The sequence below is a fragment of the Rheinheimera sp. genome (genome assembly GCF_037442525.1).
Classification (GTDB): domain Bacteria; phylum Pseudomonadota; class Gammaproteobacteria; order Enterobacterales; family Alteromonadaceae; genus Pararheinheimera.
In genome coordinates this window covers 580,979-597,741 of the sequence record NZ_JBBIQD010000001.1, presented here as the reverse complement: position 1 = coordinate 597,741, position 16,763 = coordinate 580,979, and the positions used below count along the sequence as shown (strand labels likewise).

19 protein-coding genes are annotated in these 16,763 nt (G+C 51.6%); 14 read left to right on the top strand and 5 right to left on the bottom strand.

All coding sequences use genetic code 11. The features are described 5' to 3' along the window. Positions 1-2 precede the first annotated feature (2 nt). Positions 3-905, bottom strand: a complete 903-nt coding sequence (gene hisG / locus WKJ03_RS02780; protein ID WP_337840624.1) for an ATP phosphoribosyltransferase — start codon at positions 903-905, stop codon at positions 3-5. Positions 906-1,362: 457 nt separating this feature from the next. Between hisG and WKJ03_RS02775 the strand changes: the two genes are divergently transcribed. The 4 genes from WKJ03_RS02775 (at position 1,363) to WKJ03_RS02760 (ending at position 4,709) form a co-directional block, all read left to right on the top strand. Beyond that, positions 1,363-1,632, top strand: coding sequence for a hypothetical protein (locus WKJ03_RS02775; protein ID WP_337840623.1), 270 nt, complete (start codon positions 1,363-1,365; stop codon positions 1,630-1,632). Between the two features lie 84 nt (positions 1,633-1,716). Next, positions 1,717-3,639: an ATP-dependent DNA helicase gene (locus tag WKJ03_RS02770; protein WP_337840622.1), complete on the top strand. Its 1,923-nt coding sequence runs from the start codon at positions 1,717-1,719 to the stop codon at positions 3,637-3,639. Positions 3,640-3,648: 9 nt separating this feature from the next. After that, positions 3,649-4,368, top strand: coding sequence for a tRNA (adenosine(37)-N6)-threonylcarbamoyltransferase complex dimerization subunit type 1 TsaB (tsaB, locus tag WKJ03_RS02765; RefSeq protein WP_337840621.1), 720 nt, complete (start codon positions 3,649-3,651; stop codon positions 4,366-4,368). A 35-nt stretch (positions 4,369-4,403) separates the two neighbouring features. After that, a complete protein-coding gene (locus WKJ03_RS02760; RefSeq protein WP_337840620.1) occupies positions 4,404-4,709 on the top strand; it encodes a hypothetical protein in 306 nt (101 codons plus the stop codon). Between the two features lie 5 nt (positions 4,710-4,714). On the opposite strand, the gene WKJ03_RS02755 is transcribed toward WKJ03_RS02760, so the two are convergent. Then, positions 4,715-6,016 carry an alkaline phosphatase gene (locus WKJ03_RS02755; RefSeq protein ID WP_337840619.1) on the bottom strand — a complete coding sequence of 434 codons (1,302 nt, stop codon included), beginning with the start codon at positions 6,014-6,016 and terminating at the stop codon, positions 4,715-4,717. 248 nt (positions 6,017-6,264) lie between these two features. Here WKJ03_RS02755 and WKJ03_RS02750 point away from each other — a divergent pair, with 248 nt between their 5' ends. The 5 genes from WKJ03_RS02750 (at position 6,265) to rnd (ending at position 11,613) form a co-directional block, all read left to right on the top strand. Then, positions 6,265-6,861 (top strand): Slp family lipoprotein, encoded by a 597-nt coding sequence (locus tag WKJ03_RS02750; RefSeq protein WP_337840618.1) that lies wholly within the window; start codon positions 6,265-6,267, stop codon positions 6,859-6,861. Beyond that, positions 6,827-7,681, top strand: a complete 855-nt coding sequence (locus tag WKJ03_RS02745) for a methyltransferase (RefSeq protein WP_337840617.1) — start codon at positions 6,827-6,829, stop codon at positions 7,679-7,681. Before WKJ03_RS02750 ends, WKJ03_RS02745 begins: the two co-directional genes overlap by 35 nt. Further along, on the top strand, positions 7,659-8,546 hold the full coding sequence (locus WKJ03_RS02740) for an alpha/beta hydrolase (protein ID WP_337840616.1): 888 nt from the start codon (positions 7,659-7,661) through the stop codon (positions 8,544-8,546). Before WKJ03_RS02745 ends, WKJ03_RS02740 begins: the two co-directional genes overlap by 23 nt. A gap of 193 nt (positions 8,547-8,739) precedes the next feature. Next, the gene (fadD, locus tag WKJ03_RS02735; protein WP_337840615.1) at positions 8,740-10,398 is read left to right on the top strand and encodes a long-chain-fatty-acid--CoA ligase FadD; all 1,659 of its coding nucleotides are present in this window, start codon (positions 8,740-8,742) and stop codon (positions 10,396-10,398) included. Between the two features lie 72 nt (positions 10,399-10,470). Further along, positions 10,471-11,613, top strand: a complete 1,143-nt coding sequence (gene rnd, locus WKJ03_RS02730; RefSeq protein WP_337840614.1) for a ribonuclease D — start codon at positions 10,471-10,473, stop codon at positions 11,611-11,613. A gap of 65 nt (positions 11,614-11,678) precedes the next feature. Here the strand turns inward: rnd and minE are convergent, their stop codons facing one another. The 3 genes from minE to minC are packed head-to-tail and all read right to left on the bottom strand — an operon-like array spanning position 11,679 to position 13,469. Continuing rightward, positions 11,679-11,945: a cell division topological specificity factor MinE gene (gene minE, locus WKJ03_RS02725; protein WP_337840613.1), complete on the bottom strand. Its 267-nt coding sequence runs from the start codon at positions 11,943-11,945 to the stop codon at positions 11,679-11,681. Positions 11,946-11,948: 3 nt separating this feature from the next. After that, the gene (gene minD, locus WKJ03_RS02720; protein WP_337840612.1) at positions 11,949-12,758 is read right to left on the bottom strand and encodes a septum site-determining protein MinD; all 810 of its coding nucleotides are present in this window, start codon (positions 12,756-12,758) and stop codon (positions 11,949-11,951) included. Between the two features lie 12 nt (positions 12,759-12,770). Further along, complete coding sequence (minC, locus tag WKJ03_RS02715) at positions 12,771-13,469, bottom strand: septum site-determining protein MinC (protein ID WP_337840611.1); 699 nt, start codon at positions 13,467-13,469, stop codon at positions 12,771-12,773. A 141-nt stretch (positions 13,470-13,610) separates the two neighbouring features. On the opposite strand from minC, the gene WKJ03_RS02710 reads away from it, so the two are divergent. From WKJ03_RS02710 to WKJ03_RS02690, 5 genes are read left to right on the top strand one after another with little or no spacing between them, the layout of a single operon-like run. Further along, the gene (locus WKJ03_RS02710; RefSeq protein WP_337840610.1) at positions 13,611-13,892 is read left to right on the top strand and encodes a YcgL domain-containing protein; all 282 of its coding nucleotides are present in this window, start codon (positions 13,611-13,613) and stop codon (positions 13,890-13,892) included. After that, positions 13,889-14,968 (top strand): lytic murein transglycosylase, encoded by a 1,080-nt coding sequence (locus WKJ03_RS02705; protein WP_337840609.1) that lies wholly within the window; start codon positions 13,889-13,891, stop codon positions 14,966-14,968. The genes WKJ03_RS02710 and WKJ03_RS02705 overlap by 4 nt, the downstream gene beginning before the upstream one ends. Before the next feature lie 2 nt (positions 14,969-14,970). Beyond that, on the top strand, positions 14,971-15,636 hold the full coding sequence (locus WKJ03_RS02700) for a fumarylacetoacetate hydrolase family protein (RefSeq protein ID WP_337840608.1): 666 nt from the start codon (positions 14,971-14,973) through the stop codon (positions 15,634-15,636). 8 nt (positions 15,637-15,644) lie between these two features. Continuing rightward, positions 15,645-16,136, top strand: coding sequence for a YcgN family cysteine cluster protein (locus WKJ03_RS02695; RefSeq protein ID WP_337840607.1), 492 nt, complete (start codon positions 15,645-15,647; stop codon positions 16,134-16,136). Positions 16,137-16,155: 19 nt separating this feature from the next. After that, positions 16,156-16,758, top strand: coding sequence for a mechanosensitive ion channel domain-containing protein (locus WKJ03_RS02690; RefSeq protein ID WP_337840606.1), 603 nt, complete (start codon positions 16,156-16,158; stop codon positions 16,756-16,758). Positions 16,759-16,763 lie beyond the last annotated feature (5 nt).

Here is a 16,763-nt window from a genome sequence, read left to right as displayed (position 1 = left end):
CCTTACTCCATCATCTTTTCAATCGGCAGCACCAGAATGGAGCTGGCGCCAAGGGCCTTGAGCTTTTCCATGGTTTCCCAAAACAGGGTTTCACTGCTGACCACGTGGATGGCAACCATGGCGTCATTGCCTGCCAGTGGCAGCAGGGTTGGGTTTTCCGCGCCGGGTAACAGCGCAATCACCTGGTCAAGCTGAGCCCGTGGTGCGTGCAGCATAATGTACTTGCTTTCATTGGCTTGCATCACACCGGCTATACGTGGCATCAGCTTGTTAATGATATTAAGTTTGTTCTTTTCATCCAGATCTCGGCGCTGGATCAGCACGGCTTTGGAGCGGTAAATCACTTCCACTTCTTTCAGGCCATTGGCTTCGAGCGTGGCACCGGTAGAGACTAAATCGCAGATAGCACTGGCCAAACCGGCACGTGGTGCCACTTCCACAGAACCTTTTAAGGTCACCACCCGCGCATTGACACCCTGTTGTTTCAGGTAGCGGTTCAGCAGGCGTGGGTAGGTGGTGGCAATGGTGCGGCCTTCCAAATCTTTGACGGACTGGTAGTTTTCTTCCTGTGGTACCGCAATGGATAAACGGCAGCCACCAAAGTCCAGCCGGCTCAGTACCTGGTAATCATAAGCTTCGTTGTCAATCTGGCGCTGCAGCGACAGTTCTTCCAGTACGTTTTCACCGACAATACCCAAATCACAGACGCCATCCATCACCAGACCGGGGATGTCATCATCCCGCACCCGCAGCAAATCAATGTCCATATTCTCGACATGGGCGATCAGGCGCTGTTCCCGTAAATTGATTTTCAGGCCACAACTGGTCAGCAGGGCCTGGGAGTCCTGCGATAAGCGGCCGGATTTCTGAATGGCGATGCGTAATCTTTTGCCGTCTATAGTCATATGCTGTCTCGTTTGTTTCTCTAAAGCGTTAAAAACAAAAACCCCGGGATTCTGGCCCCGGGGTTTCTGTTTGCATTTGGTGCAGAGTTCCCATCGAAGGCCAAGTACAGACTAGCCTCCATGGTCAACACGGACTGGCTAGTCGGACAAATGATGGTGATGATGGTGCCAGCTGTTGAACAAGTTCATAGGTATCTCCTGCTTAGGTTGTATACAAGCTAACGGATTTGTGTAGCACAGGCAAGCAAAAAGTTTGCTGTTTTTTTTGCGGATAAAACCAGGGTTAGTTGGTTAAGTGTTTGATTGTATTTGTATTTGTGTTGTTTGTGAATTCTTTTGTTTAGCAAGTGTCAAACTTAACACCACAAAAACGTCAGTGGTGCTGCCTGTTATTTGGTCAGCTTGTATAGATAAAGTTGTCTGGTGCTCTGCCGATAACAGGAAAAAGGAGGCTCGCATGGACATTTTGTTTCCGTATTTACAGCGCCCGCCTGGCACACCGACGTCGCCGGGCGGACCTATGATCACGCCGGTCTTTAAAGATGCCCGGATCAGTGCTTATGACAGAAATGAAAAGCGCTTTCTGATCCTGTTAAAGGAGCAGCAAAAAAAGCAGCATGGCCAGGCCAGGTCAGAAATCCCGCCTCAGCCAGCTGTAACGCCGCACACCACCCCAGAAGCAGAGCAGCATACCGACGCCGATGGTCATTTAGATATTTTTGTCTGACAAAGGCATAATGGCGGCTTGTTATCAGAGCAGGTTGCCGGATTTGTACCATTTCACAGTTTTCATGTCACAAGGCTGTCGCGCATGATTCATCAGCGCGTTGGCTCCGCTTTTGCCGAACAGGGGGCATTATCCAAAACCATCGCTGGCTTTCGTGCCCGCGAGCCGCAAAAGCAAATGGCGTTGGCCGTCAGCACCGCCATAGAACAGGGTTCGGCGTTAGTGGTGGAGGCTGGCACAGGCACAGGTAAAACCTTTGCTTATCTGGTGCCTGCATTGCTGTCCGGCAAAAAGGTGATTTTGTCCACCGGCACCAAAAACCTGCAGGAGCAGCTGTATTTTCGCGATTTACCCACAGTGCTGAAAGCGCTGGCAGTGCCGGTAGAAACCAGCCTGCTTAAAGGCCGTTCGAACTACCTGTGCCTGTTCCGGCTGGAGCAGCATTATGGCCATGCCCCCAGCATGGAGCCTGCGGTGCTGAATGATTTGGCGCTGATTAAAAAATGGTCGGTAGAAACCCAAAGCGGTGATATTGGCGAGCTGACTTATATAGCAGAAGATTCAAAAGCCTTGCCACTGGTGACCAGCACCACCGACAACTGCCTGGGCAAAGATTGCCCGAGTTTTGACGATTGTCATTTGCTGAAAGCGCGTAAAAAGGCGCAACAGGCGGATTTAGTGGTGGTGAATCACCATTTGTTTTTTGCCGATATGGCACTGAAAGACACAGGTTTTGGTGAACTGCTGCCGCAAATGGATGTGGTGATTTTTGATGAAGCCCACCAGATCCCTGATATTGCGTCTGAGTACTTTGGTGAGTCGCTGTCGACCCGCACTGTGCTGGATCTCTGCAAGGAACTGGATCTGGTCTGCAAAACCCAGCTGCGTGATCATCCGCAACTGAGCAAAACGGCTGACAAACTGGCGATGCTGACCCGTGACTTACGGCTGCTCTGGCCGGATGAACCCCAGCGTGGTAATTGGCGGGAAGCCTGCCGGCGGCCTGAAGTGCAGCTGGCACTGACCCGGGTTGCTGACGCCATGGGCATGTTGTATCAGGTGCTGAAAAGCAGCCTGGGCCGCAATGAGGTGGTGGATCATGTGTTTGAGCGGCTGACCCAGAGTAAAAACCAGCTGGAAAAACTACAGGATGTGCAAAAAACCGGCGTCAGCTTTTGGTATGAAACCAGCCGGCAGCACTTAAGCCTGCATTTAACGCCGCTTAGTATTGCCGATAAATTTAATGATCTGGTGTTTGGCCAGAAACGCGCCTGGGTCTTTACCTCAGCCACCTTATCGGTTGACAACGGCTTTGCTCACTACACGGCACAAATGGGCCTGCAAACTGCCGCCACTTTATTACTCGACAGCCCTTTTGATTACCAGCGACAGGCTATGTTGCTGGTGCCACGTTATTTACCTGAACCCAGCGACCCAGGTTTTGGTCAGGCGCTGCTGAAAATGGCGGTGCCTTTGATTGAAGCCAACAGGGGCCGCTGCTTTTTCCTCTTTACCAGCCACCGCATGCTGCAATGGATGGCCAACGAATTGCCACACCATTTAAGCCTGCCAGTGCTGGTGCAGGGCAGTACCAGTAAACGATTGCTGCTGGAGCAGTTTGTGGAAACCCGCCATGCGGTGTTGCTGGGCACCGGCAGTTTCTGGGAAGGGGTGGATGTGCGTGGCGATACACTTAGCTGTGTCATTATCGATAAACTGCCTTTTGCCTCGCCCGACGACCCTTTGTTGCAAGCGCGACATGAAGACTGTCAGCTCAAAGGGCAGGACCCTTTTGCGCTGGTGCAGTTACCCCAGGCCGTCATTACCTTAAAGCAAGGGGTGGGCCGGCTGATCCGGGATGTGTCCGATCAGGGTGTGCTGGTCATAGGGGATAACCGGTTGGTCACTAAACCTTATGGGGCGGTGTTTTTAAAAAGTTTACCGCCAATGCGCCGTAGCCGGGATCTGCACTCTGCGGTAGAATTTCTGCAGCAATTACAAGATTAAGGAGTGCTGGTGAAATTACTGGCCTTAGATACATCCACTGAAGCCTGTTCAGTGGCGTTACAATTGAATGATCAACTGCTGACATTGGATGAAGTCTGCCCGCAGCAGCACAGCAAACGGGTCTTGCCTATGGTGCAGCAACTGCTGAGTGAAGCCGGAATCAGCCTGCAGCAATTGGATGGCCTGGTGTTTGGCAAAGGACCAGGCAGCTTTACCGGCGTGCGTATTGGGGTTGGGGTGGCACAAGGCCTGGCCTTTGGTGCGGATCTACCAGTGTTTGGGGTGTCGACCCTGACTGCGATGGCGCAGGCCGCACAGCGGCACCATCAGGCGCATCAGGTCGTTGCGGCTATTGATGCGCGCATGAGCGAAGTGTATCTCGCCAGTTTTTCACTGGACGATTTTGGTCTGATGCAGGCCATCACCGAAGAGATCGCCTGCCAACCGGCCCTGTTACCCGCTCCTGTACTCAAAGGTCCAATCTGTGCTGTAGGCACAGGCTGGCAAACCTATCTGACGGAGCTGACAGACTGGCACAAAACTGGCAATTCAGGTGAAGATGAATTTGCTATAGTGCTGCACAGCCCAACAATTCTGTACCCTTCGGCGCAGGATATGTTGCCGCATGCGGCAATGGCTTGCCGTTTAGGGCAATTTTTTGCCGCTGAACGGGCAGAGCCGACTTATGTGCGGGACGAAGTGACCTGGCAAAAATTGCCGGGCCGGTAAAGACTGAATTGAATTAAACAGGCGGATCCGTAGTCATGAGTGTGACTGTCAGTCGTGACATTCCACAAAGCCCAAATGTGGCCCAGGTGTTCCAGGGGCAGGCATCGTTGCCGGTGCCTGCCAAGCCTGTGGCAGAAAAACCTGCGCAGCCAGAAGGCAGTGGTGTTAAAGCCAGTGCTCAGGTGATCAGTCTGCTGGACGAGCAGCAGGAACAACGCCGCACCAGTTACGACCAGCCCAATAACAAAAACCGTCAGGCGTTGCAGGCCTACCAGAGCCTGGCGGATCAGGAAAAACGCGAGCAAATCCAACAGCTCTTCAGTGTGGATTTGTTCGCTTAACCCCGTTACTTTGACTGCTGAATAAACCCAATCAGCTTGGCGGCAATTTCCGTATTGTCCTGAAAGCCGGCAAAGGTTGCTTTGTCGGCACCGTAAGCGAGCACAGGCACGTCAATGGCGGTGTGGGCACCACTGGTCCATCCGGTCAGTGAATGATGATCAATACGTTGTTTGACTGCTTTGGCCAGGGCTTTCTGGCCTTGCGCACGGGCTGTAACCAGCAGTTGTTGCTCCTCGGCGGACAGTGGCAGCGAGGTGAAGCTCAGCCAAGCCTGGTACAAGCTGGCCGCGTCTTTCAGCGGCAGCAGTTGTCCTGCAATATAGTCACCACTGTTTTTCACTTTTTTAATCAGATCCCGTTTCCAGGCGTACTGGCCATCGGCGCCCAAAGACAAACCACCGGTTTCATGGTCGGCCGTGATCACCAGCAGGGTATCCGGGTGACTGTCGACATAAGCTTTCGCCACTTTGATGGACTCGGCAAAATCGTGCATTTCAGCCATGGCGCAGGCCACATCGTTGGCATGACCACACCAGTCAATCTGACTGCCTTCAATCATCACTACAAAGCCTTGGTCGTTGCCCGTCATCAGCTGCAGTGCTTTTTCGGTCATTTGCCTGAGTGGAGCCGGTTCCGGGTTGTCGATGGTGCTGACAAAGCCTTCAGGTGCCAACAAAGCCATGGCTGGCAATTTGTTTAACTTACGCAGTCCATCCCAGCTATCGGCGTACTGGTAGCCTTCTGCTTTAAACTGCTCCACCAGATTGCGGTCTTTGCGGATAAAGTACTGGGTGCCGCCGCCGAGCATCAGGTCGGCTACAGCTTTGCCATCGACTCTGTTATCAAAGAAGTCATCGGCAATGGCATCATAATTTCGGCGCGCCGGGTCATGCGCAATAAAACTGGCAGGGGTGGCATGGTTAATCTGGGCAGTAGCGACCACACCTGTGGTCATTCCTTTGGCTTTGGCAATTTCCAGCATAGTGGTCAGGTGATGATGCTGGTGATCCACCGAGATAGCGCCATTATAGGTTTTATGGGTGGTGGCCAGCGCCGTGGCTGCGGCGGCGGAGTCTGTGACAACAGTGTCGTCATCCGGGTAAGTGGTGGCCACCCCAACCCAGAGTTCATCGAATATGGTGCGTTCCACAGCTTTGGTTGCCGGGTCATCCATATAGTACCTGTATGCCGACAGGTAAGCCGGGCCCATACCGTCACCAATCATATAAATGATATTTTTTGGTGCAGCCAGTGCTGGTGCTGCGGACAGTGCTGCACAGACCATTAATGCGGTTTTCTTTAACATCTTTTGACCTTTTTCGACAAATTACCCGTATTCAGGCAGGGAGAGGCTCAGCAAGCGTTCATCTTAAAGTACTAAGCTTGTTTGACAAAATGATAAACACGCCCAGTGGGTGATTGGCTCAGACGAAAGCCCGGAAACGCGAAAGTGCAGCCGGAGCTTGCACCGGATGCGCCCTTCGCATAGAGTAAAACGGAACTAACGCACCTGCTGGATATCTAAGTAGTATCACGCCAAGAGGTAAAATTATCATGATAAAACAATCTGTTACCATTCTGTTAAGTTTGGTGGTGATGGTGGGGTGTGCCAGTTACCCGGAGCAGGTCCGGATCGCCGATAATGTGGCCTTAGTGAATTACGATACAGCAGTTCAGGCTGGTACCGACTTTGGCACAGCACGCTGGAGTGGTGTGATTGCGCAGGTCAGCAATCAGAAAGACAGTACCCGCCTGGAGGTGGTGTATTTTCCCTCTGGTTCCAATGGTCGCCCTCAGGTTTCCGATCAAACACAGGGTCGTTTTGTTGCTTATGTCAAAGGTTTCCTTGACCCTATGGTGTATCAGCAGGGCAAGTCAGTCACTGTATTGGGGGAGCTGAGCCGCAAGGAACAAGGCAAAGTAGACGAATATGAGTATCTGTATCCGGTGATCAAAGAAGCGAAAGTCTACGTCTGGCCTAAATTGCAGGACACCCGTATTGAGTATGTGGATCCATGGCCTTATTACCGCCCTTACCCTTATTGGGGCTTGTATGGGCCTGGTATCCGGGTGAAAACCATTACAAAACAAACTACAACCACACAAGGTCCGGTTCATGTCGATAATAACAGGAATAAAGTACAGCCTTAGTTTTGTTTGCCTTTTTCAGTTCTCTGCATCAGTGGCGACTGCGGCAACACCGCAGTCTGCTGATTTGCAGCAATGGGTGGATCACCCAATCCGCAGTGCGGAAGACAGAGCCAGGGATCCTTACCGCCATCCGGTAGAGACCTTGAATTTTTTTGGTTTAAGGCCTGATATGCAGGTGCTGGAAATATGGCCTGCCCGAGGCTGGTACACAGAAATTCTGGCGCCTTATCTGAAAGGACAGGGCAAGCTGACTCTGGCAACGTTTCGCAGTGATGATGGCAGTATGACCGATGATCGCAAGATTTTCTGGAGCCGTATTACCGAGAAGCTGAACCAGCACCTGACGCAAAATGCCTCTCATTTTGGGCCTGTACAACAGCTGGAGTTTGACCCGCCAGCTTATATGTATATGGGACCTGTCAACCACTATGACATGGTGCTGTCGTTCCGCAACAGCCACATCTGGAATGAGCAGGGATACCTGCTGGATGTGTTCCGCGCTGTGTTTGATGTGCTCAAACCTGGTGGGGTTTTTGGCCTGGTGGATCACCGAGCCAGCAAAGTTTCGGAGATCTCCAGCTCAGCAGTTGAAGGCTATCTGGATGAGTCCTATGTGATTCATGTGGCTGAGCTGGCTGGCTTTCAGCTGGTGGCTCAGTCAGAAATCAATGCCAACCCAAAAGATACCAAAGACCACCCGAAAGGGGTCTATGCCTTGCCGCCTACTTTGGCTATGGGGCTGGTCGATCGCAGTAAATACCTGGCCATAGGTGAAAGCGACAGGATGACGCTGAAATTTGTTAAACCCACATTGCAATAACATGACCGGTGGCGTGCCATTGCTGCAACATCGGTATCTGTTACCCGGCGGCCTGACGTTAGCCGGGTGGCAATCTGCTCCGAAACAGCAACCTGACGCTCTCTGTCTGCATGGCTGGTTGGACAATGCCAACAGCTTTGTGCCTTTGGCGCAGCAACTCCCTTCTTATTCTTTAGTGGCGCTGGATCTGCCTGGCCACGGCTGGTCGTCGCACAGAAGCCCGGACGCCAGTTATCATTTTCTCGATTATGTGCACGACATCGCCAGTTTAATGCGCCAGCAATCATGGGAGCCCATGACCCTGATTGGCCATTCGATGGGAGGCATGATCGCCTCTGTACTGGCGGCTGTGCATCCTGAACTGGTGAAACAGCTTATCCTGATTGATTCGATTGGGTTGGTGGTGGGAGAGGCCAGGGCGGTGGTGCAGCAACTGCGAAGTGCCAGCCAAAGCCGCTGGCAAAGTGAGCGTAAACAAAAGCCGCAGTATCCGGATCTGGCCGCTGCTGCTCAGGCCCGCCTGCAGCAAGGCGATTTAGACCTCAGCAGTGCGGTTTTGCTGGCGGAGCGGGGAACTGAGCGGCTTGCTGACGGATACCGCTGGCGCTCTGACCTGCGGCTGCGGGAATCCTCCATGTACCGGCTATTGCCAGAGCAGGCAGAACAGCTGTTGCGTGCGATTCAGTGCCCGGTGGTTGCTCTGATGGCCAAAGAGGGGATGGTGCTGATGCAACAGGCCAGGCAACGTTTTGCGCCTTGCTATTCCAGGCTTGATATTATTGAGGTGGTTGGTGGTCATCACTGTCATATGACAGAGGCCGCCGCGCTGGCAGAGCAGATAGAGCAGTTTTTGCTGGTCAGCTGAAATTTTCTGCTGTTATAGTGATTATAAAAATGGATGATTCAGCGAACAATTGTACAAATAAAGCAATTATGGGATGATGCTGGATTAGAGTAAAAACTCGATGTTTGCTTTGCGGGCCGTCAACACTGTCCTGAACAAGGCAAAAAGCTCACTAAAATAATTATAAAACTGCCAATACCACGAGGAGAGGACAGTGGACAGAGTCTGGTTACAAAGTTATCCGGCTGGTGTACCAGCTGAGATCAATGCCGATCATTATCCGTCATTGTTAGAGGTTTTTTCCGAAAGCATTCAAGACTACGCTGACAAAACAGCGTATATCAATATGGGCAAAAGCATTACCTACCGTCAATTGGACGAGCTGAGCCTGAAATTTGCTGCTTACCTGCAACACCAGCTGAAACTGCAAAAAGGCGACGCCGTTGCCGTGATGATGCCCAACCTGCTGCAATACCCAGTCTGCATTTTGGGGATTCTGCGTGCTGGTTGTGTGGTGGTGAATGTGAACCCCTTGTACACCCCACGTGAGCTGGAGCACCAGCTGAATGATTCCAAAGCCAAAGCCATTGTAATCGTGGAGAACTTTGCCCACACACTGGCTGATGTGCAGGACAAGGTTGGGGTTGACCATGTGATCCTGACTCAAATGGGTGACATGCTGGGCCTGCTCAAAGGCAGTATCGTCAATCTGGTGGTCAAGCATGTGAAAAAGCTGATCCCGGCGCACAACCTGAAACACAGCACCACCTACAAAACTGTGATAGCCCAGGGGGACGCCAGCCGTTACCAGAAACCTGCAGTGGTGGGGGAAGACCTGGCCTTTTTGCAATACACAGGTGGCACCACTGGCGTTTCCAAAGGCGCTATGCTGACCCATCGTAATATGATTGCCAACCTGGAGCAGGCGGCCGGTTGTCTGGACCCGCTGCTGAGCAAAGGTCAGGAGCTGATTGTCACGGCGCTGCCGCTGTACCATATTTTTGCACTCACTGCGAACTTCCTGGTTTTTATGAAGTACGGTGGTACTAACCTGCTGATCACCAACCCGCGTGACATGCCCAATTTTGTCAAAGAGTTGGCCAAGTACCCCTTCACTGCGCTGACTGGGGTGAATACGCTGTTTAATGGTTTGTTGAATACGCCGGGATTCGCCCAATTGGATTTCAGTAAACTGAAACTGGCGTTGGGTGGTGGTATGGCGGTCCAACGTCCTGTCGCCGAACGTTGGCAGAAAGTCACTCATACCCGTCTGGTGGAAGGTTATGGTCTGACAGAGTGCGCTCCTCTGGTCACCGTCAGTCCTTACAATCTGCCTGCGTACAATGGCAGCATTGGTTTACCGGCGCCGTCAACCGACATCAAACTGGTTAACGACCAAGGGGAAGAAGTGGCCGCAGGCGAAGCGGGCGAGATGTGGGTCAAAGGCCCGCAGGTGATGAAAGGTTATTTCAACCGTCCTGAAGAAACGGCCAAAGTACTGAACGACGAAGGCTGGCTGGCCACCGGCGATATTGCCAAAGTGGATGCCGAAGGCTTCTTTTACATAGTGGACCGCAAAAAAGACATGATCCTGGTGTCTGGTTTTAACGTCTATCCCAATGAAATTGAAGAAGTGGTGGCCATGCACGACAAAGTGCTGGAGGTGGCTGCAGTTGGTGTGCCGAACGAAGCCACAGGCGAAGCGGTCAAAATTTTTGTGGTGAAAAAAGATCAAAGCCTGACCGATGCTGAACTGATTAAACACTGTAAAGAACGTTTAACGGGCTATAAGGTACCGAAGCTGGTAGAATTCCGCACCGAATTGCCAAAAACCAATGTAGGAAAAATCCTGCGACGCGAGCTGAAAGGCTGACTCAGAACAACAAAACCGGCGAATTCGCCGGTTTGTTTTTTCAGGGCCGCAAAACAGGACACAGGACAGAGCATGAGCGATCAGTTAATCAGCAGCCAGACCGAACTTGATGATTTTTGCGTACAGGCCAGCAAAGCCGCCTGTCTGGCGCTGGATACCGAGTTTATCCGGCAAAGTACACTTTACCCTAAACTGGGGTTAATTCAGCTGTTTGATGGCCACAGGCTGGCGCTGGTCGACCCTTTGGCTGAGCTGGACTGGAGCAGTCTGCAGACTTTATTGGCCAACCCTGCTGTGATGAAGGTTGTGCATTCCTGTAATGAAGATCTGGAAGCTCTGGCCACCAAAAACCTGCTGCCGATTACACCGTTATTTGATACCCAGCTGGCCGCTGAACTGGTGGGCTGGGGCAGCAGCCTGGGCTATGCCAAGCTGGTGCATAAGGTCACAGGCAAAGAGCTGGACAAGAGTGAATCGCGCACCGACTGGCTGGCCCGGCCTTTAAGCCCTCTGCAATTGCGTTATGCGGCCCATGATGTCGAATTTTTACTGCCGGTGTACCAGCAACTGCTGAGCGAGTTGCAACAGAAAAACCAGCTGGACCTGTTGCTGGCAGAAGGCCGGCATCTGATTGAGCGCCGCCATGTGTCCTGGCCAGATGCCTTTAAACATCTGGAAGTGAAAAACAGCTTTTTGCTGAACCCGCGCGAGCTGGCGGTGCTGCGGGAGCTGGTGGTTTGGCGGCAGCAATACGCTGAACAAAAAGATATGGCGCTGGGTCTGATCTTTAAAGATTTCCATTTGCTGGATATTGCCAAACGTCGACCAGGCAGCATTGAATCCATGCTGAATATTCCTGAGATCCCGCAGCGTGAAGTCCGCCGTCACGGCAAAACAGTGCTTATGCTAATTGAAAAAGCCAAGGCCTTACCGGCCGAGCAGTGTCCTCATACCTTCTATCATCGCGATGTATTCGGTGGTCAGAAGGAAGAGCAGCAAAAGCTGGTGGACTGCATTAAGCTGGCGGCAAAAAACGCCGGTATTCCGTCAGAGCTGCTGGCGGTGCGGAAACAGGTCAACGAGCTGTTTAACTGGATATGGCGTATCAGCGACGCTGAACGTTCAGAGGTGCCGGTGCCCGAGTTATTACGCAGTTGGCGTGCACCTTTGCTTAAGCCTTACCTGCCGACTATTGCCCATATCCAATGGCCATAAATACCCACTGATAGAGCAATAAAAAAGGCCCACCAGGGCCTTTTCGCTATACAGGGCAGTAAAAGTTAACCGCCTTTTTTCTCTTCCGGGAAGGTCACGTTCAGTTCCAGCACAGAAAGTTCGTCAGAGCTTTTCTCCAGTGAAACTGATACCTGGTCGTCGGCGATATCGACATACTTGCGGATCACTTCCAGAATATCGCGTTCCAGTTGCGGCAGATAATCCGGGCTGCTGCGACGACGGCGCTCATGGGCCACAATAATTTGCAACCGCTCCTTGGCAGTCGAGGCAGTGTTCTTTTTCGACGAGCGAAAATAGTCCAATAATGACATTGGTTAGCCTCCAAACAGACGTTTCAGTAAACCTTTTTTCTCCACATTCAGGAAACGGAAAGGCACTTCTTCACCCAATAAACGGGCTACTGTGTCCAGATAGGCCTGGCCTGCATCACTTTCTTCATCCAGAATGACCGGTGTACCTGAGTTCGATGCATTGAGCACCGCCTGAGATTCTGGGATCACGCCCAGCAGCTTGATGGCCAGAATTTCACCTACATCTTCCACGCTCAGCATTTCGCCTTTTTCTACCCGCTCCGGGTTATAGCGGGTCAGCAGCAGGTGTTCTTTGATACCTGACTGACCTTGTTCGGCGCGGCGTGATTTGCTGCTCAGCATACCGAGGATACGGTCTGAGTCGCGTACAGAAGACACTTCAGGGTTGGTCACCACTACAGCTTCATCGGCAAAATACAGCGCCATCATGGCACCAGATTCAATACCGGCCGGTGAATCACAAATAATGTAATCAAAATCTTTGCTCAGATCGTTGAGCACACGTTCGACGCCTTCTTTGCTCAACGCATCTTTGTCACGGGTTTGTGACGCAGGCAGAATAAATAAGGTGTCAATGCGTTTATCTTTAATCAGTGCCTGAGTTAAGTTGGCTTCGCCATTGATCACATTGACAAAGTCATACACCACACGGCGCTCACAACCCATGATCAGGTCGAGGTTACGCAAGCCAATATCAAAATCGATAATCACGGTTTTAAAACCGCGCATCGCTATACCTGTACCAATGGCAGCACTGGAAGTAGTTTTACCAACACCGCCTTTTCCTGACGTTACAACAATGATTTTTGCCATCGCAAAAGATCCTTAAAGCAAATCTGCTAAAACCAATTTATCGTCCTGCAAACTGATGCAGGCCGACTTCTCCCAGTATTCACCCTGCAGACTGTCACTAAGCCAGTAACTGCCGGCGATTGATATTAATTCTGCGGCTAGCTTGTGGCAGAACACACGTTTACTGCTGTCTCCGGCGGCACCGGCAATGGCTTTACCACGCAAGGCGCCGTACACATGAATATTGCCATCGGCAATCACTTCGGCACCGGCACCTACAGTACCACGAATCACCAGATCTGCACCTTTGGCATAAATTTGCTGACCAGAGCGGATGTTCTGTTCGACAATTTTGGTGTCCATCAGCACTGGAGCTACGGGTGTCGGTGCGGTTTTTTCTTCTTTGCTCTCTTTCGCAGGTGTTTTGTTTTTGCTGAGTTGCAACGACGCCAGACCAGCCGCCTGAGCGGCTTTTTTTATTTCAGCACTGGCGCCACAGACGCCAACCAGCACCAGTTCCAACTCAGCAAATACCTGCTTAATGGCGGAAAAATCCGGCACGTCCTGCATGCTTTCAATATTAATCACCACGGGAGCACGGTAGAAAAAAGCCGGAGCCTGGGACAATTTTTGTTCCAGCTGAGTTTTTAATGCGCTGGCAGATAAATCCTGGCAATACAACACAGACAGAGGGAATAAACTCCCTTTTAGTTCAAAGGAATGATCTGACATAGATGAAATAGCGCTTATTTTTCTTTGATTTGTTAAGGCAAAATTCTTTGCAGCCCTTGCACGCTCTGATACGCAAGGCTGGTGCTTCATGTTATAGTTTGCGCACCCCCAAGGCAAGTTAGTCAGAGTAGTTTTTGCCCTATGTTATGCGCTATCTATAAAAGCCCAAAAAAAGACCAGACCTTTTTGTATGTTTTGCGCCGTGATGATTTCTCTGCGGTGCCTGAAGCCCTGCTCAACAGCTTTGGTTCCCCCCAACTGGTGACCTTGCTGAACCTGGACAGCCGTGAGCAACTGGCCAATGCCGACATTGTAAAAGTGCGGCAGTCATTAAATGAGCAAGGCTTTTATTTGCAAATGCCACCACAGCAGGAAAACTGGCTGGCTGAGCATAAGGACTGGTTAAACAAGGAGCCACAATGAAGTTGAGCTGGTATTTGCCAGTGCTGTTATCGGCCGGTTTACTGGCCTGTAGCCAGTCAGCAGCCAATGGCACAGTAGTCACCAAAAATGCGGCAACATCTGTGCCTGCGGCCACAGCGCCGGACAACAAACCAAGTTTCGCTCAGTATGCGGCCAGTTTAAAAAAAGAAGCAGTTGAGCGGGGCTACTCGCCTGAGCTGGTCAAGCAGGTGTTTGACAGTCTGCAACATTACAAATCGGCCGTGGTTGCAGATAAAAAACAACCCGAATTTGTCGAAACACTGGACACTTACCTGCCAAAACGAGTCAGCAAGCAACGTATTGCACTGGCCCGGAAATTTTACAAAGAGCATCAGGCTGAGCTGGCCGCCATTGGCCGTAAATATGAGGTACAACCGCGTTTTATTATGGCGTTGTGGGCATTGGAAAGCAGCTTCGGCAAAATAATGGGCAACTACGCAGTGCCTTCGGCCTTAGCCACCCTGGCGTACGATGGCCGGCGCGAAGCGTTTTTCCGCAAAGAGTTTTTCCTGGCGCTGGATATTCTGGCGGCAGGCCATGTCAAGCTCGCCGATATGAAAGGTTCCTGGGCCGGGGCTATGGGGCAAAGCCAGTTTATGCCAAGCGCCTTTATGGCCTATGCACAGGATGGCGATGGTGACGGCCATATCAATATCTGGCAAAGCCGGCTGGATGCCTGGGCCTCAATGGCCAATTATCTGAAAACCGAAGGCTGGGACCAGAGTCTGACCTGGGGACGGCAAGTGACAGTGCCGAAACAGTTTGATTTCAGCCTGGTGATCCCAAAAGGCAGTAAAGACAGGGCGCAGTGGTTAGAGTGGTGGTCGAAGTCGGAGCGCAGCCTGACCGACTGGCAGGCTCTGGGGGTACGCACCGCCACAGGAGGCGACTTACCGAAACGGGATATTCGCGCCGCCATGGTGATGCCGGACGATGAGCATGGCCGGGTCTATCTGGCTTACAGCAATTACCAGACTTTAATGCACTGGAACCGTTCTTATTATTTTGTCACCAGCGTCGGTTATCTGGCTGACCTGATTATCAGCGAGGGCTGAGGATGAATTACCAGCATCTGGACCAGCATGGCCGGCCGATAGCGCTGCCGGTCGGCAAAGTGTTGTGTATAGGCCAGAATTATCAGGATCATATTGCTGAGATGAACAGCAAAACCGCGCCTGAAGCTCTGTTTTTTATTAAGCCTTCAACCGCTTTATGTCATTTGCAACAGCCACTGTTACTGCCGCAGGGACAAGGCGAAGTGCATAATGAAACCGAGCTGGCGGTGCTGATCCAAAGCCCACTGAGTAAGGCGTCTGAGGATGAAACCTTGTCAGCCGTCTGGGGTTATGGTCTGGCGCTGGATTTAACACTGCGTGATGTGCAAAAACGTTTAAAGGAACTGGGCCGGCCCTGGGAAATTGCCAAAGGTTTTGATCGGGCCTGCCCTGTGTCGGGTTTTGTTGCGGCCGACCAAATTGCAGACCCACAGCAGCTGGAGTTTTCATTGCAGGTCAACGGCCAGCCACGGCAAGCTGGACATACCGGCATGATGATTCGCTCAGTGGCGCGGATACTGGCGGAGCTGTCACAGCACTTCACTTTATTGCCTGGTGATCTGGTGCTGACTGGCACACCGGCTGGTGTCGGGCCTTTGTTGCCTGGCGACCACTTACGTATTGAACTGAATGACTTTTTTATAGTACAGACCAGCGTGTCTGAATAAGGCCTACTGTGTTAACTGATAAATTCTGGGAACATAAATCCCTTGAAGACATGAGCACCCAGGAATGGGAAGCCCTCTGTGATGGCTGTGCCAAATGCTGCCTGAACAAGTTTATTGATGATGAAGAGCAGGAAGGCCCGACCGATTACATCGACGATGAAGAAACAGTGTATTACACCAATATTGCCTGCCGTTACCTGAACAGCCACAAATGTGAATGCACTGTCTATGACCAACGCACTGTGCTGGTGCCTGATTGTGTGAAACTGACCAAAGAAAATTTAAAAGACATCTTTTTTATGCCAACCAGCTGCAGTTACCGCCGGTTGTACGAAGGCAGGGGGTTGCCGTCCTGGCATCCTCTGCTCAATGGCGGAAAAAAGAGTCTGATGCATAAAAAGCAGATGTCGGTACGCAACAAAACCATTTCGGAAGATGCGGTGGATATGGACAAGTTTGAAGATTATATCGTCAGCTGGGCGCTGAACGATTTGGATTAACTAAAAAGGACAAGTAAAGGTGCAACAAGTGATGCAATGGCTGGCTGAGTTGAAGGCCGTGTTTGCCCATTTCAGCCCGGCTCTGGTTCAGGCCATTATCAGCCTGGTGATTATTCTGTTTTACATTGTGCTGAGCCGGCGTATCGCGCCTTTTCTGTACAAAACCATAGCCGCCAGTGTGCTGAAAGAAGAAATGAACCGCCGCGCTTTGGTGGTGTTCCATATTCTGCTGTTTTTGCTGCTGGTGGTGATACTCAGTGTGGTCTGGGGCATTGATATCAAAGGATTGCTGGTCCTTGCGTCCTCGATGATTGCGGTGATAGGGGTGGCGTTATTTGCCGCCTGGTCACTGATCTCCAATATCACGGCGTTTTTTATTATGCTCGGCCAGCGTAATTTCGCCCCTGGTGCTGAGGTAAAAATTATCGATGGAGGCAACCATATTGAAGGGCGGATACTGGAGATTAACCTGTTCAGCACTGTGCTGGTAACCAAACACAACGAGCAGGTGGTCTACCCGAATAACCTGATTGTGTCCCGGCCTGTGGTGGTGCAGCAGCAGTGCAGTGTGCAGCCGAAAGCCAAACTGGATGCCCGCTGGCGGCGTAAACACTCCGCTTAAAAAGG

What these genes read in the sequence shown, in the direction of transcription:
- hisG (WP_337840624.1), bottom strand. Translation starts at nt 905, where the DNA reads ATGACTATAGACGGCAAAAGATTACGCATCGCCATTCAGAAATCCGGC.
- WKJ03_RS02775 (WP_337840623.1), top strand. Translation starts at nt 1,363, where the DNA reads ATGGACATTTTGTTTCCGTATTTACAGCGCCCGCCTGGCACACCGACG.
- WKJ03_RS02770 (WP_337840622.1), top strand. Translation starts at nt 1,717, where the DNA reads ATGATTCATCAGCGCGTTGGCTCCGCTTTTGCCGAACAGGGGGCATTA.
- WKJ03_RS02760 (WP_337840620.1), top strand. Translation starts at nt 4,404, where the DNA reads ATGAGTGTGACTGTCAGTCGTGACATTCCACAAAGCCCAAATGTGGCC.
- WKJ03_RS02755 (WP_337840619.1), bottom strand. Translation starts at nt 6,016, where the DNA reads ATGTTAAAGAAAACCGCATTAATGGTCTGTGCAGCACTGTCCGCAGCA.
- WKJ03_RS02750 (WP_337840618.1), top strand. Translation starts at nt 6,265, where the DNA reads ATGATAAAACAATCTGTTACCATTCTGTTAAGTTTGGTGGTGATGGTG.
- WKJ03_RS02745 (WP_337840617.1), top strand. Translation starts at nt 6,827, where the DNA reads ATGTCGATAATAACAGGAATAAAGTACAGCCTTAGTTTTGTTTGCCTT.
- rnd (WP_337840614.1), top strand. Translation starts at nt 10,471, where the DNA reads ATGAGCGATCAGTTAATCAGCAGCCAGACCGAACTTGATGATTTTTGC.
- minE (WP_337840613.1), bottom strand. Translation starts at nt 11,945, where the DNA reads ATGTCATTATTGGACTATTTTCGCTCGTCGAAAAAGAACACTGCCTCG.
- minD (WP_337840612.1), bottom strand. Translation starts at nt 12,758, where the DNA reads ATGGCAAAAATCATTGTTGTAACGTCAGGAAAAGGCGGTGTTGGTAAA.
- minC (WP_337840611.1), bottom strand. Translation starts at nt 13,469, where the DNA reads ATGTCAGATCATTCCTTTGAACTAAAAGGGAGTTTATTCCCTCTGTCT.
- WKJ03_RS02710 (WP_337840610.1), top strand. Translation starts at nt 13,611, where the DNA reads ATGTTATGCGCTATCTATAAAAGCCCAAAAAAAGACCAGACCTTTTTG.
- WKJ03_RS02705 (WP_337840609.1), top strand. Translation starts at nt 13,889, where the DNA reads ATGAAGTTGAGCTGGTATTTGCCAGTGCTGTTATCGGCCGGTTTACTG.
- WKJ03_RS02700 (WP_337840608.1), top strand. Translation starts at nt 14,971, where the DNA reads ATGAATTACCAGCATCTGGACCAGCATGGCCGGCCGATAGCGCTGCCG.